Below are 25,656 nucleotides of genomic sequence, written 5' to 3' on the forward strand. Positions count from 1 at the left end.
GACTCTTCTCGTGCCCTGTCTTTGGAACTCTACCGTTCTACCGATCGAGCTCACGTTTTGTAGTCGGAACGATGGGTGCACCGACTGCAACAGCGGGCGCACGATACGAAACTAAAGCAAGGATCGCTAGACAGTATGGCCAAGAAAGACGGTGCCATCGAGGTCGAGGGTCGCGTGGTCGAACCCCTGCCCAATGCGATGTTCCGCATTGAGTTGGAGAACGGACACAAGGTCCTGGCCCACATCAGCGGCAAGATGCGGCAGCACTACATCCGCATCCTGCCCGAGGACCGCGTCGTGGTGGAGCTCTCTCCATACGACCTGTCCCGGGGCCGCATTGTGTACCGGTACAAGTAACTCGCCCTCGAAACGCAACTACCAGTAGATGTGTGACGCGTCAGCGCGCGTCACCGCACAACCAAGAAGGATCGCGAAGCCGTGAAGGTGAACCCGAGCGTCAAGCCGATCTGCGACAAGTGCAGGGTGATCCGCCGGCATGGGCGGGTCATGGTGATCTGCTCTGATCCGCGGCACAAGCAGCGGCAGGGCTAGTCAACAGCCTGTCGAGCAGTTCCACCCACAACTGAATGCAGACCTCCCAGTACCACTGAGTGGCTGGCATCTGAAGAGATGGGCCACTCATACACGTCCGGCACGGAGGCCGGACCCCGTGAGGGGAACGGACTGGGAACAGACCTCCGCAACCTAGAAGGAAACACTGCCTGATGGCACGTCTCATGGGCGTTGACCTCCCGCGCGACAAACGCATGGAGATCGCGCTGACCTATATCTACGGCATCGGCCGTACCCGCTCCCAGGAGATCCTGGACGCCACCGGTATCGACCGGAACCAGCGCAGCAAGGACCTGACCGACGATCAGGTCAGCACGCTCCGCGAATTCATCGAAGCCAACCTGAAGGTGGAGGGTGACCTGCGCCGCGAGGTTCAGGCAGACATCCGCCGCAAGATCGAGATCGGCTGCTACCAGGGCCTGCGCCACCGTCGCGGCCTGCCGGTGCGTGGTCAGCGGACCAAGACCAATGCGCGTACCCGCAAGGGTCCCAAGCGCACCATCGCCGGCAAGAAGAAGGCCAGGTAATCCGAGATGGCACAAGCCAAGAAGGGCGCGCCCAAGAAGGGTGCCGCCAAGACCCGCCGCCGGGAAAAGAAGAACATCCCGCACGGCGCCGCGCACATCAAGAGCACGTTCAACAACACTATCGTCTCGATCACCGATCCGCAGGGCAACGTCATCGCCTGGGCATCCTCGGGCCACGTCGGCTTCAAGGGTTCGCGCAAGTCGACGCCGTTCGCCGCGCAGCTGGCCGCCGAGAACGCCGCCCGCAAGGCGCAGGAGCACGGCGTGAAGAAGGTCGACGTGTTCGTGAAGGGCCCGGGTTCGGGCCGCGAAACCGCGATCCGTTCTCTGCAGGCCGCAGGCCTGGAGGTCGGCGCGATCTCTGACGTCACACCGCAGCCGCACAACGGCTGCCGTCCGCCCAAGCGGCGCCGGGTCTAGGGAAGAGGATTTAGACAATGGCTCGTTATACCGGCCCCGCGACCCGCAAGTCGCGTCGCCTCGGCGTCGACCTCGTCGGCGGCGATCAGTCGTTCGAGAAGCGCCCCTACCCGCCCGGCCAGCACGGCCGCGCGCGGATCAAGGAGAGCGAATACCGCACCCAGCTGCAGGAGAAGCAGAAGGCTCGCTTCACCTACGGCGTCATGGAGAAGCAGTTCCGCAAGTACTACGAAGAGGCCAACCGCAAGTCTGGCAAGACCGGCGAGAACCTGCTGCAGATCCTGGAAAGCCGTCTGGACAACGTCATCTACCGGGCCGGGCTCGCCCGCACCCGCCGGATGGCTCGCCAGCTGGTCAGCCACGGCCACTTCACCGTCAACGGTGTGAAGGTCAACATCCCGAGCTACCGGGTGTCGCAGTACGACATCATCGACATTCGCGACAAGTCGCTGAACACCCTGCCGTTCGAGCTCTCGCGGGCCACCGCCGGCGAGCGTCCGATCCCGGGTTGGCTGCAGGTCGTCGGCGAACGGCAGCGCGTGCTGGTGCACCAGCTGCCCGAGCGGGCGCAGATCCAGGTGCCGCTCACCGAACAGCTCATCGTCGAGTTCTACTCGAAGTAATCGGCTTTCGCGGCCGTAGGCCGCAAGAGCATCTGCCGTCCAACCGGCGGCGGATACCCCATAACGGCATCAAATAGCGGGTGCCGAGAAGGAGATAGAGAACACCATGCTGATTTCTCAGCGACCCACACTGTCCGAGGACGTGCTGGCCGAAAACCGGTCCCGGTTCACCATCGAACCCCTGGAGCCCGGCTTCGGTTACACCCTCGGGAACTCGCTGCGGCGCACGCTGCTGTCGTCCATCCCGGGCGCGGCGGTCACCAGCATCCGCATCGACGGTGTGCTGCACGAGTTCACCACCGTTCCCGGGGTGAAGGAAGACGTCACCGACATCATCCTGAACCTCAAGGGCCTGGTCGTCTCCTCTGAGGAGGACGAGCCGGTCACCATGTACCTGCGCAAGCAGGGCCCCGGTGCGGTCACCGCCGGCGATATCGTGCCGCCGGCCGGTGTGACGGTGCACAACCCCGAAATGCACATCGCCACCCTCAACGAGAAGGGCAAGCTCGAGGTCGAGCTCGTCGTCGAGCGGGGACGTGGCTACGTGCCGGCCGTGCAGAACAAGGCTTCCGGTGCCGAGATCGGCCGGATCCCGGTGGATTCGATCTACTCACCCGTGCTCAAGGTGACCTACAAGGTCGAGGCCACCCGTGTCGAGCAGCGCACCGACTTCGACAAGCTCATCCTCGACGTCGAGACCAAGAACTCGATCACCCCGCGGGACGCGCTGGCCTCGGCCGGTAAGACCCTGGTCGAGCTGTTCGGTCTGGCTCGCGAGCTGAACGTCGAGGCCGAGGGCATCGAGATCGGCCCGTCGCCGGCCGAGGCCGATCACATCGCCAGCTTCGCGCTGCCGATCGACGACCTCGACCTGACGGTGCGCTCGTACAACTGCCTCAAGCGTGAGGGTGTGCACACCGTCGGCGAGCTGGTGTCTCGTACCGAGAGCGATCTGCTCGACATCCGTAACTTCGGCCAGAAGTCCATCGACGAGGTCAAGATCAAGCTGCATCAGCTGGGTCTCTCGCTCAAGGACAGCCCGGCCACCTTCGATCCGTCCGAGGTCGCCGGCTACGACGTGGCCACCGGCACCTGGACCGGTGACGCCGGCTACGACCTGGATACCGACCAGGACTTCGCCGAAACCGAACAACTCTAAGCAATTCCGTCCCGGTCCTACCTGATACGGGGGCCGGCCCCATTTAGGAGATAGTCGCCATGCCCAAGCCCACCAAGGGTGCTCGTCTCGGCGGGTCGTCCTCGCACCAGGCGGCGATCCTGGCCAACCTGGCCACGTCGCTGTTCGAGCACGGCCGCATCAAGACCACCGAGCCGAAGGCACGGGCATTGCGTCCGTACGCCGAGAAGCTGATCACCCACGCCAAGAAGGGCTCGCTGCACAACCGGCGTGAGGTGCTCAAGAAGATCCGCGACAAGGATGTGGTGCACACCCTGTTCGCCGAGATCGGACCCTTCTTCGCGGACCGCGAGGGCGGCTACACCCGCATCATCAAGGTCGAGAACCGTAAGGGCGACAACGCGCCCATGGCGGTCATCGAACTGGTGCGGGAGAAGACGGTGACCTCTGAGGCCAACCGTGCTCGCCGGAGCCGCGCCGGCGGCGACATCGAGTCGGGTGCCGACGCCGCTCAGAAGGCGGCGGCCGCCGAGGCCCCCGTGGCCGAGGAGACCCCGGTGGTCGAGGCTGAGGTCGCCGATGAGGCGATCGCCGATGCCCAGACCGCTGAGGCTGCCGACGACGTCGTCGAGGACGCGGCACCGGCTGAGGACACCGCCGGCTCCGAGGATGAAGCCAAGTAACGAAGTGCCGAACGAGCCCGCCATCGAATCCGATGGCGGGCTTGTTCGTTCTCCCGTCGCTCCGCTCGCCCAGGATCGTTCTCCCGTCGCTTCGCTCGCCCCGGTGCGGCTGCGTCTCCAGATCGCTTACGACGGAACGGACTTCTCCGGCTGGGCCACTCAGTCCGGGCACCGCACCGTCGCCGGTGTGCTCGAGGACGCGTTGGCGACGGTGTTCCGCACTCCGCTGGTGTTGTACGCCGCGGGCCGCACCGACAGCGGAGTGCACGCCACCGGGCAGGTGGCGCATGTGGACGTCCCCGCTGAAGCGCTCGGTCACGCCTATCCACGTACCCCGCGGCCGCAGGACCCCGAGTTCCAGCCGCTGGTGCGCCGGCTGTGCCGGTTCCTGCCCGAGGATGTGCGGGTACTCGACATCGTCCGGGCTCCAACGGGATTCGACGCCCGGTTCTCCGCGTTGCGACGGCATTACGAATACCGGCTCAGCACCGCCGTATTCGGCGTGATCCCGCAACAGGCCCGGTTCATCACCCCGTGGCCGCGCAAGCTCGATGTCCCGGCCATGGCCGAGGCGTCCCGCGTGCTGGTGGGTTTGCACGATTTCGCCGCATTCTGCCGGCACCGCGACGGTGCCACCACCATTCGTGACCTTCAGCGATTCGACTGGCATGCCGAGGGCGACGCCGTCACCGCGTACGTCACCGCGGATGCGTTCTGCTGGTCGATGGTTCGGTCGTTGGTGGGGGCACTGCTCGCGGTCGGGGAGGGCCGCCGGGATGCCGCCTGGTGCGCGGGCCTGTTGGACGCTTCGGCACGTTCCAGCGCGTTCGCCGTGGCTCCTGCGCGCGGATTGTCACTTGTCGGCGTCGACTACCCACCCGACGATCAGCTGGAGGCGCGCATCCTCATCACCCGGGATCTGCGAACCCGGCCCGGGGCCGCCGAGACGACGGGTTCTGCTGAGGAACAGCCGATTAGCCGCCAAGAACCGTAGTCGCGGTGCTTATCTCAGCTTCTTGGCGACGAAATCGGCTGCCTGGTTCACCATGCCGGCTTTGATATAGCCGGGCGCGAGGTGCTCGGGCCAATAGGCCTGCCAGTTCTCCATATCCGTCGGATTGCAGATCGGGTCGTTGCCATGGCACAGCTCGATGGTCCGGCTCTGGAAAGCGGGATTGAACTGTGTGATCGGTGCGACCCATTGGATCCCGTTGCCGAACAACGCGACCGCGGCGATATGCGGATCCGCTGTCGCCGGTAGTGGCAGTTTGAATCCGAGCACTGGAAACGGCATAGCCAGCACCACATCGGTGGCCGCGGCGCCGAGTGAATAGCCGCCCAGCACAATTGGCGTCTTGGGGCAGTTGGCCATGGTCGCCTGAATACGCCGGCTCATATCGTTGGCGCCCAGATCGATCTGGGTGTCGGCCGGGTAGTTCACCGAGTACAGCGAGATGTTCTTCTTGGTCTTCTGCCGCAGCGCGGTCGCCAGTGCATTGCCGATCTGCCCCGCACCGGGCGGTTCCATCCGGCCGCGGGCGAAGATCAGTTCAGCGTCCGGACAGCCGGCGGCGGACGCGGACGGGAGAACGCCGACAGGTGCCGTCACTGTCAGTACCCCACCGACCACGGCCAGAATTGCGGCATACCACCGAAGTCGACCTCTCGACATCAAGATCACCGGCTCGAGTCTAGCCACGCGAATTGACGTAGGCGTTTATCGAATCTTGATGTTCCCGAAATGGATTCGAGCCGTGACCTGTCGGAGATGAATTACTGCACCCGCGCCGCGGCGAAATCGGCAGCCTGATCCACCAGGCCCGAACCGATATAGCCGTCCTGCAAATGGTTGGGCCAGTCGCGCTGCATTTCGCCGAGCGTCTGCGGGAATCCGTCACTGCAGATCGGATCGGTGCCGTTGCACGCGTCAAATGTCCTGTCCCGGTATACCGGAGCGATATTGCCCGCGCCCGCGCGGTGACTGAAATTCCCGAAGAGTACGACCGCCGCGATATGGCTGTCGACGCCGGGCGGTAGCGGGTTCTTGAAACCGAATCCATTCTCGGTGGCCGACAGTGCCACGGTCGCCGATACGGCACCCAGCGAGTAGCCGCCGACGACCAGGCGAGTGTCGGGGCAGGCATCTGCCATGTACTGGATACGCCGGCTGGTGTCGTTGGCGCCTGCGGCGATCTGGGTGTCGGCGGGGTAGTTCACGCCGTACACGGCGATGTCTTTGGGCACTCGGGCCCGCAAGGCGTCGATGAACGCCTGTCCGAGCCGACCGGGGCCGGGCGCCTCGTTGCGACCCCGGGCGAAGATGACTTCCACCGGCGGGCACGGATCTGCGTTCGCGGTGGCCAGTGTCGTCGACGGCGCTGTTGCGGAAATCAGCATCAGCCCGCCGACGGCACTCGCCGCCGCCACCATGGCGGCGGCGCAGCGCCGTACAGACTTCAGTAAGGTGTGCACCCAGCAAATACTAGCTGCACTCCGGTAATGGCTGGTCCTGCCCGTGTTCAGGTGCTGACAGGTCAGCCGGGCAGACCCTGCTCCTCGGTGGGCAGCGGGGCCGGTCCCTTGATCGCGGGCTCAGCCTTGGCGATGGCTGGCGCGTTTGCCGGGGCGGTCGGGGTCACGGTGGTACCCAACTGCATCTCGCCGTCGGCAACGGCCACGTTCGACTGTTGCAGCAGCGCTCCGGTGGCCAGTGCGCCGAGGCACGCCAGGCCACCCACCGCGGCGGCGACCCGGACCCGGACGTTACTCAGGGAAATCTTGTGCGCGTTCATGATCGAACGAACCCCCATCAATCTTGTCAGTAATAACGATCACTTCAACAAGATCAACAGCCCGTGCACTCGGCTGATTCCCGTCGCGCTGAGCCAAATAGTGTGATGTTGGCGGGTGTTTAGAGTAGGCCGGCGACGAAGCCCGCAGCCTGGTTGGTGGGGCCGCCGGTGTAGGCGCGGTGCGCCTCGACGTCCTCGCCGGGGCCGCAGATCGGGTCGCCGCCGTTGCACAGGTCGATCGACCGCGCGCCCCAGACCGGGCTGGACGTCATCGGCAGGCCAATCTTGGCCGAGGGGTTGCCGAACACGGCGATGGCTGCCACATGATCCGGTGCGTTGGGCGGCAGGGGAGCGTTGAACCCGACCGCGGGGAACGGCACGGCACTGATGACGTCGATCACCGCGGCGCCCTGGGAATAGCCACCCAGCACCAGTCGCGTGTTGGGGCAGTTTTCCATCATCCACTGGACGTGGCCGCTGGCGTCGTTTGCGCCGTTGGCGGCTGCCAGAAAGTCGTAGCTGGCCGGGTAACCGACCGCGTACGTCCCCACCGAACGCCCGCCGACCTTGCTGCGCAGGGAGCTGACGAACGCGTTGCCGATCCGGCCCAGACCGGGATCTTCGTTCGTGCCGCGAGCGAACACCACCTCGATATCGGGACACCCGTCGGCGTGTGCCGAAGCCAGGCTGCCCACCGATGCGGGGGAGATGATCGCCGCGGCTGCGGTCACCAGCGCGGCAGAGGTGGCCAGTCCGATGCGGCGAACAAGATCAGAAGTCACGCCACATTCTAACGCCGAGCACAGCTAAACAAGCGCGGCGACGAAACCTGCAGCCTGGGGGATGAATTCCGAGCTCTCGTAGTGGGTGTGGGCGAACGGGTTTCGACCGCGCGAGCAGATCGGATCACCGTCGGCGCACAGGTCGATGGCGCGGCCGCCGTAGGGCGACGGCGCGGTGTTGGCTGGATGGCTGAATTTCGCGCCCGGGTTCCCGAACACCGCGACGGCGGCGACCTTGCCCGCCAGGCTGCCCGGCAGCGGCGGTGCCGATCCGAACTCGCCGATCTTGTCGCCGACGGGTGGGACGCCGATCAGCATGTCGACGATCGCCGCACCCTGCGAATAACCGCCCAGCACGACCTTCGTCGACGGGCACTGTGCCGCCAGGGCGTTGATCCTGGCCGTCGCGTCGTACGCGCCATCGGCAGCGGCCAGAAAATCGTAAGTCGCCGGATAGTTGATCCCGTAGGTGCTCAGGGTGCGGCCACCGAGCTGGGGTGTGAGGGCGTCGGCGAGGGCTTGGCCGACGCGACCGATTCCCGGATCCTCGCTCGTCCCGCGGCCGAAGATGAGCTCGACATCCGAGCACGGCTCCGCGGTCGCCAGCGGTGCCGGTCCGGCCAGGAAAGCGAGGGCCGACACGATGGCGGAACCGACGGCTGCGGTCCGGGCTGACATCCTGAGCAACTTCACGGACAGCATCTTCACACTTGCAGGCTAGTTGCTGCCAATCGCCGGTTCGGCGTGTGGCTGAGCCGGCGGGACGTCGGGCCAGCCCGCCTCCAGCACGGCGTCGGCCCGGTCGCCGAGGCGGGCCAGGGTCAGTCCGAGCAGTACCACCGCACCCCCGAGCGCCTGGGTGGCGGTGATGGCCTCGCCGAGGAATGCCCACGCGATCAGGACCGCGAAGAGCACTTCGGCCAGGCCGACGAGGGATGCGAAGCGGGGGCGCAACCGGGCCACCCCGAAAATGCCCAGCGTGTAGGCGATCGCCGTCGGGATGAGCGCCAGCGCGATCACCGGGATGTACCAGGGCAGCGTGAGCCCGGCGACGACGGTGTGGTGGGTGCTGAATGTCAGCGGCATCACACCGGAGGCCCCGATTGCGGCCACGGTGACGGCGCCGACCACCAAGCCGCCGGCGGCCAGGGTGATGGGATGCAGCCCGTCACCGTCGGCGGTGGCGGCGTCGGACATCATGAAATAGCAGGCGGCACACACCGCGGCGGCCAGACCCCAGCTGACGCCCACCGAGTTGATGCGCGCTCCGGCAAACACATCGAGCACCAACATGATCCCGGCGATGGCCAGCGCCACACCGGCGAGCGTCAGCCTGCCGGGTGCCCGTTTGGTGGTCGCCCACAGCCAGCCGACGACGAGGATCGGCGCGGTGTACTCGAGCAGCAGCGCCACGCCGACGGACAGATGGGCGACAGCGTTGTAGTAGCACAGTTGTGCGCCAGCGATGGGGATCAGGCCGTAGGCGATGACGGTCTTGCGGTGCGCCAGTGCTTCGTGGATCCAGTCCGGCTTGATGAAGCCGGCAAATGCGGCCATGGCGAGCGCGCCGCCGGCCAGTCGCGCGGTGACCGCGGCGGTGGGGGACCAGCCGGCTTCCATCAGCGCCTTGGCCAGCGGGCCGGACATGCCGAAGGTGAAGGCGGATGCCACGGCGAACAACATGCCGAGCCGGAAGTGGCCGGTATCGGCACGCGTGTCCGTCGCGCTCATCGGAAACCCCCGAGCTGTAATGAGTAAAATGTGGATTGGTCATGACGCTAGCGTGGATGGGAGTCATGCGTCAAATGATTTTTACTCATGACACAGAGCTCACACTGCGGGCTGCCTGTGTGCTGGTCAACAGCAATCGGGTCGACGGCGAGCAACTCGGTGACACCGCTGCGCTGGACGCCTACCTGGACGGCTTCGGCTGGACCGGTCGCCGGGACCGGGACGGTGCGGAGCTCGATTCCGTGCACCGACTGCGTGAGCGCATCGGGCGGATCTGGACCGTCGCCGATGACGAGGAGCGCGTGGTCGGTCAGGTGAACGCGTTGCTCGCGGACACCGAGGCCTCACCCTGGCTGACCCGGCATGAGGAGATGCCCGAATGGCATCTGCACCTGGCATCCATCCATGACCCGCTGTGGCAGCGGATGGGTGCCGAGATGGCGATGGCACTGGCCGACCTCATCCGAGGTGGCGAACTGCGCCGGCTCAAGATCTGCGCGGCGCCCGACTGCGAGGCGGTGCTGTTCGACGTGTCACGCAACCGGTCCCGGATGTTCTGCGATACCGGCAATTGCGGGAACCGGCAGCACGTGGCGGCTTATCGGTCCAGGGAACGCAACAAGGACGGCTGAACCGGCCGCCTCAGGGGTGCCATCGCTGAGCCGTGGACCGACGGAGCGACCAACTCGACGTCCGGCGGGATCTTGGCTCCGTCACCCCGCTGAGATCCGCCGGACATCGGAGCCGAGGCATTCGGCCGTGGTGTCGTCGTCGAGGCGTCTGTCGACGTGGCCCCTGCCGGCGGCCGGCCGTGGTTCCACCACGTGGTGGTGGCAGCGGGATTGCCGGCATCTGCAGTGGCGGCGTTGCGGTAGAGGGATCGTGGCGGAACCGGACCGTGGGCACCGTATCCGCCCGAACCGGACTCACTCGCGTACGCCGAACCCGTCCGAAGGGGTGGGCTCGCGATGTCCGCCGCAGACAGCATGCTGCCCCCGCCGTTCGGCGGCGGCACCGGCTCCATATCGGGACGGGGTCTGGTGTACTGCTCATCTGCCGCACTCGGTGAGACATCTGCGGACACCGTGGCCAGCGCGGCCGACTGCTCCAGATACTGCCGCCACGCCTGCAGGACGGTCAACAGCTGCTGGGTGTAATCCGTTGCCGGAGTGGGCAGGTGGGACGGCGGGCCGGCAGACGCCGGCGGCATCGGCGGCAAGGCCGGGGGCAGCGGCATCGCCGGGGGTGCGGCCACCGGCCACTGCGGGGTCGGCGGTATGCCGAAGCCCGTCGTCGCCGCACCCGCCATCTGTTCCAGGTACTGCCGCCAAGCCTGCAGGTAGGCAAGAAGATTCGGATCGAACTGTGGTGCAGTCATGTGTGGGCCTCCGTAATCTGGACAGGCGGTGGCTGGCTTCCCTCGTACGGTGTCGTCGGCACGTCCAACGGATGGGGCAACGACTCCGCGGCGAAATCGGAATCGAGAGTCCGCAGCGGGCGCGCGTCGGCCGGCTCACGGTTCTCGATGTCGAAGACGTAGCAGTAGTCACCCGCGGGGGTGGGCATCCGGATGGGACTCGACAAACCCTGGTCCAGAAACCCGAAGGGGAACCGCCACTCGAGCGTGGTGTTCTCCCGCAGGTCGGTGCCGTCCGATCCCACCCATAAGTAGTGATCCAGGATCGCGTTGACGGCGTGCCGTCCCGACTCGCAGGCCGCCTCCATCGACGTCATCCTGGTGAACGTCTTGGTCCAGGTACCTGCGAACACCACAGAATTGTGATGCACCTGGAAGCCGCCATGGCGGGCCTGCCACACATTGCGCACGTGCAGGTCTTCGAGCCACCGAGCCTGGGTGGGCCGGTAGGTCCACGACGTCCCATGCGGATTCCACGGGTCGCCGCCGGGACGATTGGGCCAGTCTCCGATGATCGGCACCAGGTACGGCGTCTCGTTGCGGACGATGAGCCCGGTGTCCGCGGCGGTGATCAGCCCTCGGTCCAGCGTGTACCACGCCGGCCACGGCATGATCTCCTCCGGGGAACAGCGGGCGTCGCTGGTCAGAGCGGCCACTATCTGGCGCCACACCTCGGCTGCGAGTTCGTCGGGCGTGCAGTCGCGGGCCGCCTTGCCCCGGCCTGTCGCGTCCACCAGATGCCTTGACGGCGTGTTGAAATCGCCGATGTCGACCGAAAGCACCGACACGTAACCGTCATCGGCCAGGTTGGGTCGCTTCTCCCACATGCCGTGCTGGTTGATCGACGACAGCGCCCATTCGGTACCCGAGTAGTACATGTGTCCCCGGAGCAATTGGAACTCGGTGTCGAAGTAGTACTGCACGCCCGACAGGGTCTGGAATCGATCCCACGGCACCCGGCCCATCAAGTCCATCGCGTAGGGATCGCGCCGTGCCCCCGAGCGGGTGGCGTCGGGCTGCAACGGACCGTCCGGCGGCGGGGCAGAGGTCGTGAACCCGTCGAGGTCGGCCACCGTGCCCCCGGTGCCGGCCGCGCGCAGCGCCATCGTGATCCTCTCGGCGGACGGGGCATCGACCGCGACGACGGTGTAGTCCGGGGCGACGCGGGTTCCGTCGGCGAACGTGACCCGGACCCGGGGGCGCAGATGCGGCGGTTGCCGCGCATCCACCACCGGTGGATCGATGCATTCGGCCGAGGCGCGCACGAAGCGCACGCCGATCTGGGTCAGATGGCGATACCAATGGTCGAACCACGATTCGGTGGTCGGTCCGTTGAGCACCCCGTCTGCCTTGTTGTCCCGCCTGTCCATCTGCAGCTGTAGCTGCAGGTAGGTCGTGAGGTTGGTGCGGGCGTCACCCCATCGTGAATCGAATGCGGCCAGCACTCTGGGCATCTCGAGCAGGAGGGCGTCGAAACGCGGGGTGTAGGAGAATCGTCGGGTGCCGTCGGGCTGCCGGCCGACGAAGTAGTCGTAAGCAGAGAGGTTCTCCAGTTCGGTCGCGCGTCGCAACGGGCTGGTGACCAGATAGCGCAACAGCCTGCCGACGAAGGTCTGCACATCGGTCGCGGTGAAGCCAAACTCGGTGAGTTGTCCGGCGGTACTGATGAATTCGGCGAGGCTGCGGGGCGCTTCGCGCGGGAACACCAACGACGGTTTGCCGTTCACGGTCGTGCCCTGGGTCACCACCCGCCGGACGTTGTCCCACACGGTGCGCGACGTCGTCGTCCAGCGCTGAATGCCGGTCGCCGATGCCGTGTGCTGATAGATCGGGATGCGGTTGAAGAGATCCCAAGTGTGCAGGTAATAGGCCGGGAAGAAACGGAATCCGTGCTCCCCGGCGACGGCCCGACCGGGAACCGTCGGTTGGCCCCGCCTTCCGGGAAAGGGCCGAAGTTCGGCATGAGTTCCGTTGTGGGATCCCGCCTTCGCGTACTGCGACGCCGCCAGGCCACCGAGCTTGACCGCCGGATGGCCGTTTCCCGGTTCGGCACGCTCGTCGATTCGTGGCTCGTAGACGGTGACGTCGAAACCACGCTCGGCCAGTTCGTGTGCCGCGCTGAGGCCCGCGATGCCCGCACCCAGGACCGCCACGGTCGGGCGCCGCCGGCAGGCGGCCGGAGGGATGATCGGCGTGGTCATGACGCGTCCGCCCGGAGTGCGGACAGGAGCGCCGGTTGCGAGGGAGCGCGCACCGCGGCGTGGACGTAGGCGCGCATGGTGTCGTGTGCCCGCAGGATGTCCTCGAGGGAGCCGCAGACCTGCAGCACCCCGCTTTCCACGGCGTGGTCGAGGCTGATCGCGGCGTCGAGAATGTCGAGGATCCCGGTCCGGGAGGTGACGACGCGCGCGCCGGCGTTCTCGACGTGCCCGGTGGACACCTCAAGGCGGTGTCCGCCGCGCAGCGCGAAGCGCTCACCGTCCACGTCGAGGTCGACCACCAGCGGGCCGAGTGTGCGAAGGACCAGGCGGTAGCTGTCGGGCACCTCATCGGCAAGATGGGCGACCGACATCCGTAGCAGCGACGAAACCTTCTCAGCCATAGAGGAACTCGAATACACCGGTGCCGATGAAGTCGATGGTCTCGCCGTTGATCGTGCCTGTCATCCGGGCGGTCCCGCTGGACTCGCACAGGACGGTCGTCCCGTCCAGCGCCAGCTCACTGGGCTGCGCCAGCCGCGCGTAGGACTGCGGGAGGAATTCGGCACGCACCGAGTCGGCGCAGCGGGCCGCGGTGACCTCGATTCTCGCGGGCACACCGGGGACTTCACCGTCCAGCAGCAGTCGCATCGGTGGCGGCAGGGTGCAGTCGGCGGGCCGGCCGAGGAGCCCGGATGTCCGCACCTGCACCGACGCGTGCCGGAAGATGGCTGCCGGTTCATCTCGGTGCCACACGTACAGCGCCTGGGACAGGTAACGCAGCCGCCGTTTGTCGGTCATGCGCAGATAGACCAGGGACCACGGGTCACCGGAGTCGTGCGGAAGCACCGTGCCCCACTCCCAGCCGAAGTCGTCTCCCCACCAGAACCGGCCCCAGTTGTGGTCGTGGTAGGACACGTCGTTGTCGAACCGGTGTTCGTGGCCGTCGATGGTCAGCCAGCCGGTGGCGTGCAGTCGCGGCACGAACAGCCAGTTCATCCGGCCCGACCCGATCGGTTGGTTGTTCACGACGAACGGCCGGCTCACCGAGACGAACTGCAGTTCACCGCGAATGCCCTGGGCCGGAAGGTCGACCGTCACCAGGTAACCGTCGGGTAGCACCTGCATGCGATTGCCGCCGATGGTCAGATCGCCGAGGCACGCCGAGATGTCCACATCCGTTGCGTCGAATCGCGCCACCTCGCCACGCCATTCGGAGTCGTGCGCGATGACGATCACCCGGGGCGCCGGCCGGAATCGTCCGTCCGGGGCCGTCTCGCTGTTCAGACTGAAGTTGATGAGAAGACGGAGACCTCGGGCGTGCACCACGAAGTGGTGCCACTCTTTGAAGCCCTCCGGTTCGGCGGTACCGAGCATCGGTGTCCGCATGAAGTCGCTGGCCGCCAGTGATGCTGTCATCGCAACCACCGCCCGGAGTCCGGAAGAGAAGTTGCTCCGCTCACCGGCGGTACGTCGGGTGCCGGCCCGGCCAGCCTCTCGACGGCAGTGCCGATACTGGCCAGCCCGAGTAACAGGTGTACGAAGTCATCCTCCGGGTGCGGGCCGGGATGCGGGCCGGCGCAGCCCGGTACGGCCAACGACCGCACCAGCTGCCCCAGTCCGGCCAGGCCCACCAGGTAGCCGATGAAGCTGCTCTGCTCGGCGAGGGCCGGTTGCGGGTCCGTGATCGTCATGCGAAACCCTCCGGGCGTAGCCGGGCCAGTATGGTGTCGTTCAGTCCGTGGCCGACGAGGGCGTCGGCCAGCAACTCCGACCATGCGGTCGGGGCTGCGTGGGGTTCGGCGGGGCCGTCGAGCACGTTGAGGCTCAACGTTTCCCAGATGCGGCGGAGATTCTCGACGGCGGGCGATCCCGCCAGCGCGTCACGCAACTGGGCCCCGGCGGGTGTCTGCGCGTAGCGCGCGCCTTCCGCGATCAGCATGTCGTGCACGCCGCGGGCGGCCACGGGATTGCCGAGCACCGCGCGGCGGGCCCCGAGCAGCAGGTCGAATGCAGCGCGTTCGGTGCCGTCGGCATCGTCGGCGGGGGCGGGCAGCAACTGTGGCGCATTGCGCTCGACGAGATCAAGGGTGGCTTCCCTGATGCGTTCCAGCTCGGCCAGCATGCCGATCAGCATCTCGGGGTTCATCGGGTTCGCCCGTGCACGTAGTCGACCAGGCCGGTGAGCATGTCGCGGTGCTGGCTCGGGGGCAGCCAATCGAGATCCGCGAGGACGGCGGCAGCTTCCCGGGCATGCCGCGCGGCGAGATCTCGGGCATGGTTGAGCGACCCCATGCGCTGCATCAGGTCGAACAGCCAGCGGATGTCATCGAGCTTCTTCGATTCCGAATGGTGCTGTCCGGCAAGGAAAGTGACGATCTCAGTGCGTCCGCTGTGGGACAGGTCGCCGCGTGCGGTGAGCCGTTCCAGCAGGTCGGTGAGGCCGAGTTCACCGTCTGCGCCGGGTCGGCGTCTGCCCAGGATCTCGACGGCGTGGTCGCGTTCCTCCGGTGTGGCGCATCGAAGGGCGTGCAGCAGCATCAGGGTTCGCTTGCCCTCCCACAGGTCGCCGCCGATCTCTTTGCCGTAGTCCTCCGGATCGGCCCGCAGATTCAGCAGGTCATCGGTGATCTGGAAGGCCGCCCCGATGTGTCGACCGAGGGCCTCCAGCGGGGGGAGTTGGCTGAGGTCGGCGCCGGCGGCAAGTGCGCCGGCCTGTAGTGGAGTGATGAACGAGTACCAACTCGTCTTGAGCTCGACCATTTTCAGGTAGTCCGCGTCGTCGAGTTGCCAGGCGTTGGATTTGACCCACTCGAGTTCGATCGCCTGGCCGTCGACGGTCTGCCGGGTCATGTGGGCGACGGCGCGCAGGATGCGCAGTGCCGGCCCGAGTCCCACGCGTTCGACGTTGTCCAGCAACGGCTGCAGGGTGAGGGAGAGCATCGCGTCGCCGACGTTGACGGCGATCGGGATGCCGTGGTCGATGTGCAGGGTGGGTTTGCCACGGCGCCACCAGGATTCATCCTCGATATCGTCGTGGATGAGGAAGGCGTTGTGGTAGAGCTCCAACGTGGCGGCGGTGGGTAGCACGGCGTCGAGGTGTCCGCCCAGACCCAGGCAGATCGCGATGCTCAGTGCGGGTCGCAGCGCTTTCCCACCGCGCAGTGGGTAGTCCAGGATCAGCTCGTGCAGGCTGCCCGCCCCCTGCCGACCCGATCCGTAGAGCCGGTCGATCTCGCCGTCGCAGATCTCCTTGCAGTGGGCGAGGTACTGCTCAAGTTGATCGGGTGACGCCGGGCGGGAAAGCGTCCCGGGTGAGGACGGCGTCATTAGGGACCGGTGATGAGGGCTATTCCTGCGGGTACCTTCACCCGGACCGCGTACCGGATGCGCACCCTCAGCTTGATCAGGTTGGCCGCCGACTCGCCGACGATCTCGAAGCTGGGCGGGACACTGATGGCGAGGTCCACCGGTTCCTCACCCGGTGAGGCCCCCGATGCCTGGCCGGGGGCAATCCGCTGGCGGCGGCCCAGAACGATGCCGTTGGCCGGGGGCGTGCCGACAGCTGTCTCCAGCTTCTCCACGCGGTGAACGGAGTTGATGTTGCCGGCGTAGAGGATGGTGTCACTCGGCGAGGTATAGCTGTTCACCAATTGGTAGAGCCCTTTGATCCCATCGGTATTGGTGATCCAGCACGAAGGGGAACGGTATCCGCCCTTCTCCACCGCCCCGCGGCAGTCGATGACGGCGCTGAGGATGGCGTCGGTGGTGCTCGCGGTCAAGTTGAACGTGTTGGGGCCGAGCGCTGCTGCGCGCAAGGCCGGAAACACGACATCGTCGACGGATGCCGCAAGGGCGACGGTCGCCGCATTGATCTTCGTGAGCAGCGAATCCGGGGTCGGCGCGATCAGTTCGGCGACCGAAGCCGACACATCTTGCGGTACGCCCTGGATCGGCACCACCCCGTAGTTCTCATCGGACACCTCGGTCTGACCCGGATCACCGGTATCCCAATGCGGAATGGCCTGCCAGGCGACGCAGGTCTGCTCGAACGTCTCCTGAATCGTGCGAGTGACGATGGCGACGCGCTCTGCACTCAGGTACATGCCGACCCCCTCAGGTTCGGCTCAAATCATCGCAGACCCACCCGCCCCCCGTACGCGAGTCGGTGTCAGTCAATCGGCGTACTTTTGGTGCAGCGCGACCTCTTGACCTGGGGACAGTTCTCCCCGCGTGACCGCATCGCAGTGTGCGATGTGCAGGGTGGCGACGGGATCGTCGGGCAACAACTGCCGGCATCGCTCGAAGGCTGCCCGTGCGGCCACCACGTCGCCGTCGTAGAACAGGGCGAAGGCCTCGTCGAACGCCGGCTGCGCCGAGATCTTGGCAAAGCGAAGGACTTCCGGATCCTCGTTGTAGACCTCGTAAAGGGTCACCGGCTGGCGGCGATTCACCACCATCACCCGCTCCATCCTGCGGATCAAGAACTGGGCCGGATCGGCGAGCTGCGCGTAGGTGGCGTCGGAGATGAGGATGGCCGAGTCGTAGCGCTTGTTGGTGCCCTCGATACGCGCCGCCAGGTTGACCGCATCGCCGACAGTGCTCAGCACCATGCGGTTGACGCCGCCCACCAAGCCCAGTCCCACGACCCCGGAGTTGATCCCGATCCCCACCCGCAGCTCTTCGGAGCCGTGCGCCAGGCGCTCGACGTTGTGCTCGCGCAGTGAGCGCAGCATGCCGAGCCCGGCCCGGACGGCATTGTCGGGCGCCCCCTCGAACACGGCGAGGACCTCGTCGCCGCGCATATCCTGGATCATGCCGTTACAGGCCACGATCGGCAGTTCCACAGCGCGCAGGAAGCCGGTGGCCAGGTTGTTGGCCTCCATGACGTCCATGTCCTCCAGCAGGGTGGTGTATCCCCTGATGTCGGTGACGAGCACCGTCATCTGCCGTTCGACGCGGTAGCCGCTGCGTACCCGGCGGACATCGTCGATATCGAGCATGCGCAACAGCTCGTTGGGGACGAACTTGGACTGAACATCCATGAGGGACAGGCGATGTTCGTCGGCAGCCCGCAGTTGAGCTTCGAGCTGAAAGTTCCACAGTGGCGCCGCCGCCTGCGCGCAGAGGAAGGTCATCGCTTCTTCATCCTGAGCCGAGAAACGCTGACCCGGGACGGTCCGCTCGGCATAGAGCACCCCGATGATCCTGTCCTGCAACCGGATCGGAGCGGCGAAGACCGACGTATCCGACACCAGGGTCACCGGGGCACCGGTTTCCACCACGCGCGCCACCACGGAACTGTCGTAGGGTACCGCTGTCCAAGGCCCTTCGATGGTGGTGGTGACACCGGCCTGGTGGACCGCGCGGACGGTCAGCTGGTCCGGTTGACCGGTGAGACACAGCACCCGTTCTGCGCCGGTCATGTCCGCGGCGGCGCCGAGGGCCAGCTTGGCCAGGCTGTCCGGGGTTCGCGCGGCCGCGAGCGTGCGCACCAGGTGATGCGCGCCCACGGGATCGATTCCGCCCGAGCCGGGTTGCACGAGTTCACGGCTGAGCAGCCAGGGGTGCTGGCGGGCCAGCCGGTCGGTGCGCAACACGAACCCCAATGCCAGCCATCGTTGGTAGGCGGTCCGCAGCATGTGCTCGTGGAGCCGGGTCCGGCCGGTGTCGGCATACAGGGTGGCCGCCTCCTCGTGCGCGAGCGCGGCGATCAGCGGCAGCTGATGTTCTTCGGCGAGTTCGATCGCCTTGTCCAGGAACTGCTCTGCCTCGAGGTAGCGCCGACGGGCCCGTGCCCATGACCCTTCCACGAGCGCGCACGGCGCCGCGTAGTTGGCGGGCGCCCCGGCCGCCCATTTCCGGTGCAGCGACAGCGAGTCGCGCACGGCCTTCTTCGTGGCACGGTCGTTCGGTGCGGCATGAATGTGGCTCAGGGCGCTCACCATGTGGACGAGCTGAAGTCCGGTGGTGCCCGTGGTCCCGGCCAGATGCTGCATCACCTCATCGGTCACGCTGACCGCGCCGGCGTAATCGCCACTCCAGAAATGGAGGCCCTGGGTGACGTCGGCCGCGACACTCAACGTCACCTCGTCACCTTCGCGGCGCGCCGCGGGCACGATCTCGCGTTCGTCATAGCCGCTCTCGCCGGCGACGAGCATGGGATCCTCGCTGCGTCCCAGCAGGTTGAGGCAGAGTTGATGGAGGGCTTGGCTCAGGGTGCTGGGTACGGGTTGGGAACGGATCTGTGGGATCAGCGACCGGGCCAGCGCGTCGATCTCGGACAGTGGACTGCCCGCCCAGAACGACTGGGAGATCAGCACGGTGACCAGGAATCCGGCGTATTCCTGATCACCCTGGTTGAGGGCGGCCGTGATCGCCTCGCGGATCTGCACCAGACCGTCGCGCACCGGGTGGCGCCAGTGCCGGATGAAGTTCAGATAGAGGAACAGCGTCTCCGGCCGCGCCTCCCGGAAACCGGCCCGTTCGGTCAGCGCAAGAGCGACCTCACCGAAGCGCTGGGCACCGGCGCGGTCGCCCGAGATCACGAGCAGCACTCCGTAGCTCACCAGCACCAGCGGGGACGACGGTGTGTGACCGTGCGCCAGGCTGAGGGTGAGTTGTTTGCGGATGATCAACGGGAACAGATTGGGGCGCGCGATGTAGGACATGCTGCGCATCTCGGCGAGGATGCGCTGCGCTTCGATGACCCGTCGGTCTTCGCACGCCGGCAATTCCAGCAATTGCTCGGTGCCCCAACGGCGCGCCGTCAGTTTCATCCGGCCCAGCGCATTGAGGATTCGGGGCGTGCCGGCGTCCGGCGGCAGCGGCTCGCCGAGCTCCTCGAGCGCGCGCAACCCGATGGCCAAGGCGTCCTGGAGCCGGTTCTGCGCTATCCGGCCTTTGAGGCGCAGGTAGGCAAGCCGCGCCCGATCGGCGGGATCGCGCAGCACCCCTTCGGCCTCGTCGAGTAACCCGTGCAACGCCGGCACGTCACCGATGAGTAAGGCCGCCTCCGCCGCGTCGAGCTGCAGTTCCAGGGTCAGGTCGAAATCCGACGACCAGCGTTGCGCACCCAGGAGGCTGAGTGCATTGCGGCAATAGTCCAGGCACAGCGGGAACGAGGCCTGGGCCCTGGCCTTGCGTGCGGCGCGGTGCAGTACCTCGACGAAGTGCAGACGCTCCGCGGGCTCGACGGTCTCCCCGCCGCCCAGGCTGACGTGGCGTGCCGCTTCGAACAGCCGGTCGTCGCCGAGTGCCACCAACCGCCGGCCGATGCGAAGGTGGACGTTGCGCTGTGTCTCGGCCGAGAGCCCCTCGCACGCCGACTCGGTCACCCGGTCGTGGCTGAAACGGTAGCGAGCCTGGTGGCTGATGGAGTTGGCGATGCGTCGTCCGTGATTGTCCAGGGCTTCGATCAACCGCAGTTCGAGCGCTGACCAGAGGGCGTGGGCCACCACGTCTGCGGGTGCACCGGCGGCCGCGGTGGCGTCGTCGAGGTCGAACTCGCCGCCGATACAGGTCAGCGACCTCAGCACCGCACGGTCGGCAGGGCGGAGCTGGTCGAGGTAACGGCCGAGGAATTCGGCCGCCGACGCCGAGATCTCGATGGAACTCAGAACGCGAAGATCCCATCTGGGCTGACCGTCCGGGCCGGCGGGAATGAGCGCGCCGGCTTGCTGCGCGCGGTACAGCAGCTGGCGGACCTGAAGCGGGTTGCCCTCGGTCCGGTGATGAAACTCGGCGGCGACGTCACCGAGCTCGACGCTGTGGCCGCTCACTCCGGCGAGCAACTCTTCGACATCGAGCCGGGAGAGCGGTTCGAGGTCGATACGCTGGATCGTCGACGTCGTCAGACCCGCGCCGGCCGGGTCGAACTCGCCGGCGCGATGGGCGCCGACCACCAGCACGTTGCGCAACGACACCGTCAGCAGCTCGGACAGGAACATGAGCGAATCACGGTCCGCCCACTGCAGGTCGTCGATCGCGAGGACGACTGGCCGGAACGCGGCGGTTTCGGAGAGCAGTTGGATGACGGCTCGGTGCAGCCGTCGACGGGCGTCGGCCGCATGCACCATCGGGACGTCTTCCGCCGGCGCATGGAGGTGGGCCAACTGGGGAACGAGTTCCTCGAGTACCACCGCGAGTGGCTGAGTCCCACTGATCAGGGCGGATCGCCAGTGCTGGCGTTCGGCGGCGGGGGTGGATTCCATGGTGCGCACGAGTGCACCGAGGGCCTCGCCCAGGGCGGCATACGGCGCGGGCGCCCCATCGCGGCATCGTCCGTAGGCGAAGACGCAGTTGCGCTCGGATATCTCGGCGCCGAAGGCTTGGACCAGGGTCGACTTGCCGACTCCGGGCACACCGCTGATCAGGACGCATACGCCGTCGGCGCGCCCGGCCGATTCGACGGCGGTGAGCAGGTCGATCATCTCCTGCCGCCGGTCGACCACCCGTCCGTCGAAATCAAGCACCGGGGTTGTCACCGTCGAACCGGTTCCATTCTCGTGCCGGCTCCTCCCCAGCGCTGTCGACGGTGTTCGCCTGCGCGTTCGCAATGCGACAGCTTAGCGTTTTCCTGCGGTTCGAGAGTTGATCACGACGACGGGGTTCGTGCGGCCGAGGTTCGCGCTGACGCGTTCCCATCATGCGGGAGATTTGCTGAACGGTCCGGCAACAGGTTGCTGCGCCATGCCACGGTTAGTTGATAACGCAACAAAACTGGCGTGCTACCCGTCGCCGGAATGCCCTTAGGCTCGAAACCGGGGACACATGGACCGGAACGCGACCACCAAACTACAGGCCAGCGGCCACCGCTTCCTTTTGCGGCGAATGGAATACGCACTGGCGTGCCGCGACACCCGCATGCTCGGCGACCCGATCCGGGCGCACTCGCTGGCTCTTGCGGCGGGTGCGGTGCTGACCGTCGTGGTCATGGGCGTGTGCGTCGCGTTGGCCGTGATCAGGCCGCGCGGCACCATCGGCGATGCGCCGATCGTGATGGCTCGCGAGTCAGGGGCGATCTATGTGCGGGTGGGCGACACGCTCCATCCGGCAATGAATCTGGCGTCGGCCCGGTTGATCGCCCGCACGCCCGCGACGCCGGCACTTGTCAGCGCCGCGAGCATCTCGGTGGCCCAACGCGGTCCCCTGATGGGTATCCCCGGGGCACCGGCGGCGTTGCCCACCGAGCCTTCGGCGGCAGTGACGTGGACGGTGTGCGACGGCGATGCGACCACGGTGTTCGTGGGCGAGACCCAGGGCGCCGAGAGCGCGCCGCCGCTGCTCGTCCGCCCGGCCGGTGAGGGCGCGGCCACCGTCTACCTGCTCTTCGACGGCCGGCGAGCACAAGTCGACCTGCGGGACCGGGCCGTGACGAGGGCTTTGCGCCTCGACAATGTTGAGCCACTGACGATCTCGCGAACGATGCTGAATCTGGTGCCCGAGATCGCCGCCATCGGTGTACCCGTCATCGAGGGGCTCGGCGGACCCGGTCCGTCGCGCCTGCCCGGGAGCCGGGTGGGCTCGGTACTTCAGGTGCGCCGCACCGACGCCGCACCCGACCATTACGTCGTACTCACATCCGGGATACAGCGGATCGGACCGGTGGCGGCCGATCTCATCCGATTCGCCGTCGTACAAGGCGAACCGGTTCGAGACGTTCCCGCGGATCGGATCGCCGAGATCCCCGTGGTCGAGGCATTGCCGCTGCGGTATCTCCCGCGCAGCGGCGCGACACCGGCCGGACGTGACCTCGCGGGGCAGGTGTGTGTGCGCTGGGTGCCCTCGGGCACGGGTGCCGCGCCGGATGTCACCGTGATGGTCGACAAGTCCCCGTCGACGCAATTTCCGACGATCGCCTTGGCCCAAGCCGACGGGGACGGCCCGCACATCGATGCCGTCGCGATCCCGGATGGCGCGTACGTGCACGCGACCGGCGCAGCGGGGGCGGGCGCGGCGACCGGACCGCTGTTCCTCGTCGACCAGGCGGGTGTGGCGTACGGACTCGAGAGCCCGGAGACCGCGCAGAGTCTGGGATTGCCCGGCACACCTGGCAGCGGGCCGTGGCCGATCCTCGCCGCGCTACCGCGGGGACCAGCGCTCAGCAGTGCCGCTGCGTCCGTCCAACGTGACGGGATCACGCCGCCGGCGTAGACGCGCCGACGAGATCAACACCGCGGCGGCGGTCATACACAGTGCTGCGCCCACGAGCGCCCGCCGGCCGGTACCCGAGGAAGGGCGCTCGACCGCCGGTGGTACTGCGCGCACGGCGGGGGAGGCACCCGAGATATCGGGTACGACACCGTCGAGTGCGCCCACCACATCGACGATTCCCTTCCCGACAAACGGATTCCATCCGGATCCCGGGGTGAGCGCGGTGTCCTCGATCCGCTTCATCGTCTGGCGTGCGGTCGGGTTCGGCATGGCCGACCGCAGCAGCGCCACAATCCCCGCGACGATCGGTGCGGCATAGCTGGTTCCGGAAATCATCTGCGGTGCAGCGTCATCGGGAGCCTGGTCCACCAGGCCTTCGCCAGACGGGCTCAGTGACACCACCGCTTCGGCGGGCGCGGCCACATCCACCCAGGGGCCGCCCAGCGTGAACTCCGACGGCATACCGTCGGTGCGTGCCGACCCGACGGTCAGCACGTACTCGTCGTACCAGCACGGGCTTGCCACGACCTCCACGCGCTCCCAGTCCGGGACGCTCCCGGATGTCGGATTCTGCTTCGGACAGCTGCCATGTCCGCCCACGTTGCCCGCGGCCGCCACCACCACCGCGTTCTTCACCTCCACCGCGTAGGCCAGGGCGGCCCCGAGTACCCGATCGTCGAGGGCCTCACCAGCCGCGACACAGGCCACGGTGGAGATGTTGATGACCGTCGCACCGAGGTCCGCCGCCAGACGTACCGATGCCGCCAGGGTGTCGACGTCGCCGACGCCCTCAGCTCCGCCGACTTCACGGAATCGGCTGCTGGTCTGCCGGATACCGAGAATCGTCGCTTCAGGCGCGACCCCACTGAATCCGGACTCCTCGTCGGGTGCCGAACCGATGAGGCCGGCGACGATGGTTCCGTGCCCGTCGCAGTCCTGCGTCCCGTCACCGGTGGAGACGAAGTCCCCGCCGGGTATCAGGCGGGGCAGGAGCCGATGGCGCGCGACCCCGGTGTCGATGACGGCCACCGTCTGACCGGCTCCCCGGGTCACGGCCCACGCCGCTCGCAGATCGGGCCGGGCCGGGACTCGACGGGACGCGGCGGCCCCGCTGGTCGTGGCGCATGCCTTGAATTGCTCTGTTCGGTAGGGGGCTGCTGCCGGGCCCGGGGCAGGCAGCAACGTACCGTCCACCGTCGGCGGACCGACCGCGTTCGCCGGCGGGGCCGAGCTCAGCGATGCAATGACAAGCGCAGCCGCGGCAATCGGCCGCGTCACGCGCGTCACCACGGCAGATCCATATGCCGCGCGATACCGAAGACTCCGGCGGCCCATCCGGCCAACGGGACGGCGGCAACCAACAGGGCGTGTTCCAGCACATCGACGCCGCGGAGCCACACCGGGCCGAAGGTGTGGCGCTGCGCGTACAACCCGCCGGTCACCCCTACCGTCGTCACCGCGATCCAACCGGCCTGAGCCGGAACCGCCATCAGCAGTGTCGCGGAAGCCGCTGTGGCACTGATCAATCCACCTGTTACCAGGGCGATCCGGCACGAGCTTTCGGCGTACAGTCGCGACCGCAGAAGCAGCGCGCCGGCCACCACGGCGACCAGTATCGGCCCCGCCGTCGGTACCGTGCCGGCCCGGGCGCAGCCCACCGCCATCAGGACAGAACCCGTCGCGGCTGCGGCGGCGCCACCTGACACGATGCCGGCCAGCACCTCGCCGGCGTACCCGGCACGTCGATCGGTGATGCGCGAATCGCCATGACCGGGGATCACCGGCGCCAAACCCGTAAGCGCGATCGTCAACCGGGCCGCGGTACCCACGCCGGCCAGCGCGGTGAGCACCAGGATGGCGGCAATGACGATGACCCCGACCGGGGTGATCACGGCGAGGGCGGTCGCCACCGCCAGCAGGGACGCGTACGTGGCGTACGCGGTGAGAAGCGCGGTAGCGCAGGCGCTCAGCCGTCCGAGTACGACCGAGGTCAACGCGGCGGCGGCGGATCCCAACAGCACTCCGGGGGCGTGTAGTGCCGCTCCGGTGGCGAGATGGCCTGCGGCTGCGCTGAACACGACCGCGACCGTGCACGCTGCGGTGCGTGCACCGGGTGCGCGACGGGCGACCACGGCGGACAGGCCGACGACGAACGCGGCGACGGCCGCCGCCGCTGCCGGATGGCCGTTCCCCGTCAGCGTGTATATCAGGGTGGCGACGGCGATCGTGACGCACCACGCCCACGCCTCGGGTGCCCGAGCCTCGTGTCGAGGCGCCCCGGCCGAGATCACGGTGCGGAAATCGCCGCGTGTGGAGGGCAGGAACGCCGGCGCGGAGACACCTGACATGGTCAGGATATCGCCGTCCTGAATACCGCACTCCTGCAAGGTCATCGACTCATCGAGCGGCCCCTCGGGCACCCGGTGCAGCCGCCAGGTGCGGGCGTTCTCGGTGCGCACACCGGAACCGGCCACGAGATCGACGACCTCGGGCAACAATGCCGCCAGCGGTACACATCTCGGCAGGACCAGATCGGTCATCTCGCCCGACCATGCGACCGCCACCCGGCACAGCGAATCCTCCACCGCAGCGAACCCCCTCACGCTGCTTCCACGGT

At 67.2% G+C, this 25,656-nt stretch carries 25 protein-coding genes and 1 pseudogene; 10 read left to right on the plus strand and 16 right to left on the minus strand.

Annotation, left to right across the window (positions count from 1 at the left end; genetic code table 11):
• Nucleotides 1-135 precede the first annotated feature (135 nt).
• From infA to truA, 8 genes are all read left to right on the plus strand, one after another.
• Nucleotides 136-357 (plus strand): translation initiation factor IF-1, encoded by a 222-nt coding sequence (gene infA / locus FHU31_RS06965; protein ID WP_003418601.1) that lies wholly within the window; start codon nt 136-138, stop codon nt 355-357.
• An 81-nt stretch (nt 358-438) separates the two neighbouring features.
• Nucleotides 439-552 carry a 50S ribosomal protein L36 gene (gene rpmJ / locus FHU31_RS06970; RefSeq protein WP_003879483.1) on the plus strand — a complete coding sequence of 38 codons (114 nt, stop codon included), beginning with the start codon at nt 439-441 and terminating at the stop codon, nt 550-552.
• A gap of 173 nt (nt 553-725) precedes the next feature.
• Nucleotides 726-1,100, plus strand: a complete 375-nt coding sequence (gene rpsM, locus FHU31_RS06975; RefSeq protein ID WP_090359768.1) for a 30S ribosomal protein S13 — start codon at nt 726-728, stop codon at nt 1,098-1,100.
• 6 nt (nt 1,101-1,106) lie between these two features.
• Nucleotides 1,107-1,520, plus strand: coding sequence for a 30S ribosomal protein S11 (rpsK, locus tag FHU31_RS06980; RefSeq protein ID WP_078020665.1), 414 nt, complete (start codon nt 1,107-1,109; stop codon nt 1,518-1,520).
• 17 nt (nt 1,521-1,537) lie between these two features.
• Complete coding sequence (rpsD, locus tag FHU31_RS06985; protein ID WP_167156946.1) at nt 1,538-2,143, plus strand: 30S ribosomal protein S4; 606 nt, start codon at nt 1,538-1,540, stop codon at nt 2,141-2,143.
• A 106-nt stretch (nt 2,144-2,249) separates the two neighbouring features.
• A complete protein-coding gene (locus FHU31_RS06990) occupies nt 2,250-3,302 on the plus strand; it encodes a DNA-directed RNA polymerase subunit alpha (protein WP_090359763.1) in 1,053 nt (350 codons plus the stop codon).
• Between the two features lie 59 nt (nt 3,303-3,361).
• Entirely contained in the window at nt 3,362-3,964 is a 603-nt protein-coding gene (gene rplQ, locus FHU31_RS06995; RefSeq protein ID WP_167156949.1) for a 50S ribosomal protein L17, read from the plus strand.
• Nucleotides 3,951-4,958 (plus strand): tRNA pseudouridine(38-40) synthase TruA, encoded by a 1,008-nt coding sequence (truA, locus tag FHU31_RS07000; protein WP_208410157.1) that lies wholly within the window; start codon nt 3,951-3,953, stop codon nt 4,956-4,958. The genes rplQ and truA overlap by 14 nt, the downstream gene beginning before the upstream one ends.
• A gap of 9 nt (nt 4,959-4,967) precedes the next feature.
• Here truA and FHU31_RS07005 read toward each other — a convergent pair whose 3' ends face one another.
• The 6 genes from FHU31_RS07005 to FHU31_RS07030 all read right to left on the minus strand — a co-directional run bounded on the left by FHU31_RS07005 (nt 4,968) and on the right by FHU31_RS07030 (nt 9,269).
• Nucleotides 4,968-5,636, minus strand: a complete 669-nt coding sequence (locus FHU31_RS07005; protein WP_167156953.1) for a cutinase family protein — start codon at nt 5,634-5,636, stop codon at nt 4,968-4,970.
• Nucleotides 5,637-5,737: 101 nt separating this feature from the next.
• Nucleotides 5,738-6,394, minus strand: coding sequence for a cutinase family protein (locus FHU31_RS07010; protein WP_167160727.1), 657 nt, complete (start codon nt 6,392-6,394; stop codon nt 5,738-5,740).
• 104 nt (nt 6,395-6,498) lie between these two features.
• Nucleotides 6,499-6,756, minus strand: a complete 258-nt coding sequence (locus FHU31_RS07015) for a hypothetical protein (protein WP_167156955.1) — start codon at nt 6,754-6,756, stop codon at nt 6,499-6,501.
• Between the two features lie 119 nt (nt 6,757-6,875).
• Nucleotides 6,876-7,538 carry a cutinase family protein gene (locus tag FHU31_RS07020; protein ID WP_167156957.1) on the minus strand — a complete coding sequence of 221 codons (663 nt, stop codon included), beginning with the start codon at nt 7,536-7,538 and terminating at the stop codon, nt 6,876-6,878.
• 24 nt (nt 7,539-7,562) lie between these two features.
• On the minus strand, nt 7,563-8,240 hold the full coding sequence (locus tag FHU31_RS07025) for a cutinase family protein (RefSeq protein WP_208410532.1): 678 nt from the start codon (nt 8,238-8,240) through the stop codon (nt 7,563-7,565).
• A 15-nt stretch (nt 8,241-8,255) separates the two neighbouring features.
• The gene (locus tag FHU31_RS07030; RefSeq protein WP_167156960.1) at nt 8,256-9,269 is read right to left on the minus strand and encodes an EamA family transporter; all 1,014 of its coding nucleotides are present in this window, start codon (nt 9,267-9,269) and stop codon (nt 8,256-8,258) included.
• Nucleotides 9,270-9,343: 74 nt separating this feature from the next.
• Between FHU31_RS07030 and FHU31_RS07035 the strand changes: the two genes are divergently transcribed.
• Nucleotides 9,344-9,901: a CGNR zinc finger domain-containing protein gene (locus FHU31_RS07035; RefSeq protein WP_090359746.1), complete on the plus strand. Its 558-nt coding sequence runs from the start codon at nt 9,344-9,346 to the stop codon at nt 9,899-9,901.
• On the opposite strand, the pseudogene FHU31_RS07040 reads toward FHU31_RS07035, so the two are convergent.
• The 8 genes and pseudogenes from FHU31_RS07040 to FHU31_RS07075 all read right to left on the minus strand — a co-directional run bounded on the left by FHU31_RS07040 (nt 9,868) and on the right by FHU31_RS07075 (nt 21,358).
• Nucleotides 9,868-12,887, minus strand: a pseudogene (locus FHU31_RS07040) (FAD-dependent oxidoreductase). The gene FHU31_RS07035 and the pseudogene FHU31_RS07040 overlap by 34 nt on opposite strands.
• Nucleotides 12,884-13,288, minus strand: a complete 405-nt coding sequence (locus FHU31_RS07045) for an SCP-2 sterol transfer family protein (RefSeq protein WP_167156962.1) — start codon at nt 13,286-13,288, stop codon at nt 12,884-12,886. Before FHU31_RS07045 ends, FHU31_RS07040 begins: the two are co-directional and overlap by 4 nt.
• Nucleotides 13,281-14,303 (minus strand): hypothetical protein, encoded by a 1,023-nt coding sequence (locus FHU31_RS07050; protein WP_167156965.1) that lies wholly within the window; start codon nt 14,301-14,303, stop codon nt 13,281-13,283. The genes FHU31_RS07045 and FHU31_RS07050 overlap by 8 nt, the downstream gene beginning before the upstream one ends.
• Nucleotides 14,300-14,578, minus strand: coding sequence for a hypothetical protein (locus tag FHU31_RS07055; RefSeq protein ID WP_167156967.1), 279 nt, complete (start codon nt 14,576-14,578; stop codon nt 14,300-14,302). The genes FHU31_RS07050 and FHU31_RS07055 overlap by 4 nt, the downstream gene beginning before the upstream one ends.
• Nucleotides 14,575-15,033, minus strand: a complete 459-nt coding sequence (locus FHU31_RS07060) for a hypothetical protein (RefSeq protein ID WP_167156969.1) — start codon at nt 15,031-15,033, stop codon at nt 14,575-14,577. Before FHU31_RS07060 ends, FHU31_RS07055 begins: the two co-directional genes overlap by 4 nt.
• Complete coding sequence (locus tag FHU31_RS07065) at nt 15,030-16,214, minus strand: polyprenyl synthetase family protein (protein WP_167156971.1); 1,185 nt, start codon at nt 16,212-16,214, stop codon at nt 15,030-15,032. The genes FHU31_RS07060 and FHU31_RS07065 overlap by 4 nt, the downstream gene beginning before the upstream one ends.
• Complete coding sequence (locus tag FHU31_RS07070; RefSeq protein ID WP_167156972.1) at nt 16,214-16,990, minus strand: hypothetical protein; 777 nt, start codon at nt 16,988-16,990, stop codon at nt 16,214-16,216. The genes FHU31_RS07065 and FHU31_RS07070 overlap by 1 nt, the downstream gene beginning before the upstream one ends.
• 69 nt (nt 16,991-17,059) lie before the next feature.
• Nucleotides 17,060-21,358, minus strand: a complete 4,299-nt coding sequence (locus tag FHU31_RS07075) for an AAA family ATPase (protein ID WP_167160731.1) — start codon at nt 21,356-21,358, stop codon at nt 17,060-17,062.
• 298 nt (nt 21,359-21,656) lie between these two features.
• Here FHU31_RS07075 and eccB point away from each other — a divergent pair, with 298 nt between their 5' ends.
• The gene (gene eccB / locus FHU31_RS07080; RefSeq protein WP_167156974.1) at nt 21,657-23,039 is read left to right on the plus strand and encodes a type VII secretion protein EccB; all 1,383 of its coding nucleotides are present in this window, start codon (nt 21,657-21,659) and stop codon (nt 23,037-23,039) included.
• Here the strand turns inward: eccB and mycP are convergent.
• Nucleotides 22,968-24,326 carry a type VII secretion-associated serine protease mycosin gene (gene mycP / locus FHU31_RS07085; protein WP_308206769.1) on the minus strand — a complete coding sequence of 453 codons (1,359 nt, stop codon included), beginning with the start codon at nt 24,324-24,326 and terminating at the stop codon, nt 22,968-22,970. The genes eccB and mycP overlap by 72 nt on opposite strands.
• Nucleotides 24,323-25,642, minus strand: coding sequence for a type VII secretion integral membrane protein EccD (gene eccD, locus FHU31_RS07090; protein ID WP_167156978.1), 1,320 nt, complete (start codon nt 25,640-25,642; stop codon nt 24,323-24,325). The genes mycP and eccD overlap by 4 nt, the downstream gene beginning before the upstream one ends.
• Between the last annotated feature and the right edge of the window lie 14 nt (nt 25,643-25,656).

The sequence above is a fragment of the Mycolicibacterium fluoranthenivorans genome (genome assembly GCF_011758805.1).
In the GTDB taxonomy this organism is placed as follows: Bacteria; Actinomycetota; Actinomycetes; order Mycobacteriales; family Mycobacteriaceae; genus Mycobacterium; species Mycobacterium fluoranthenivorans.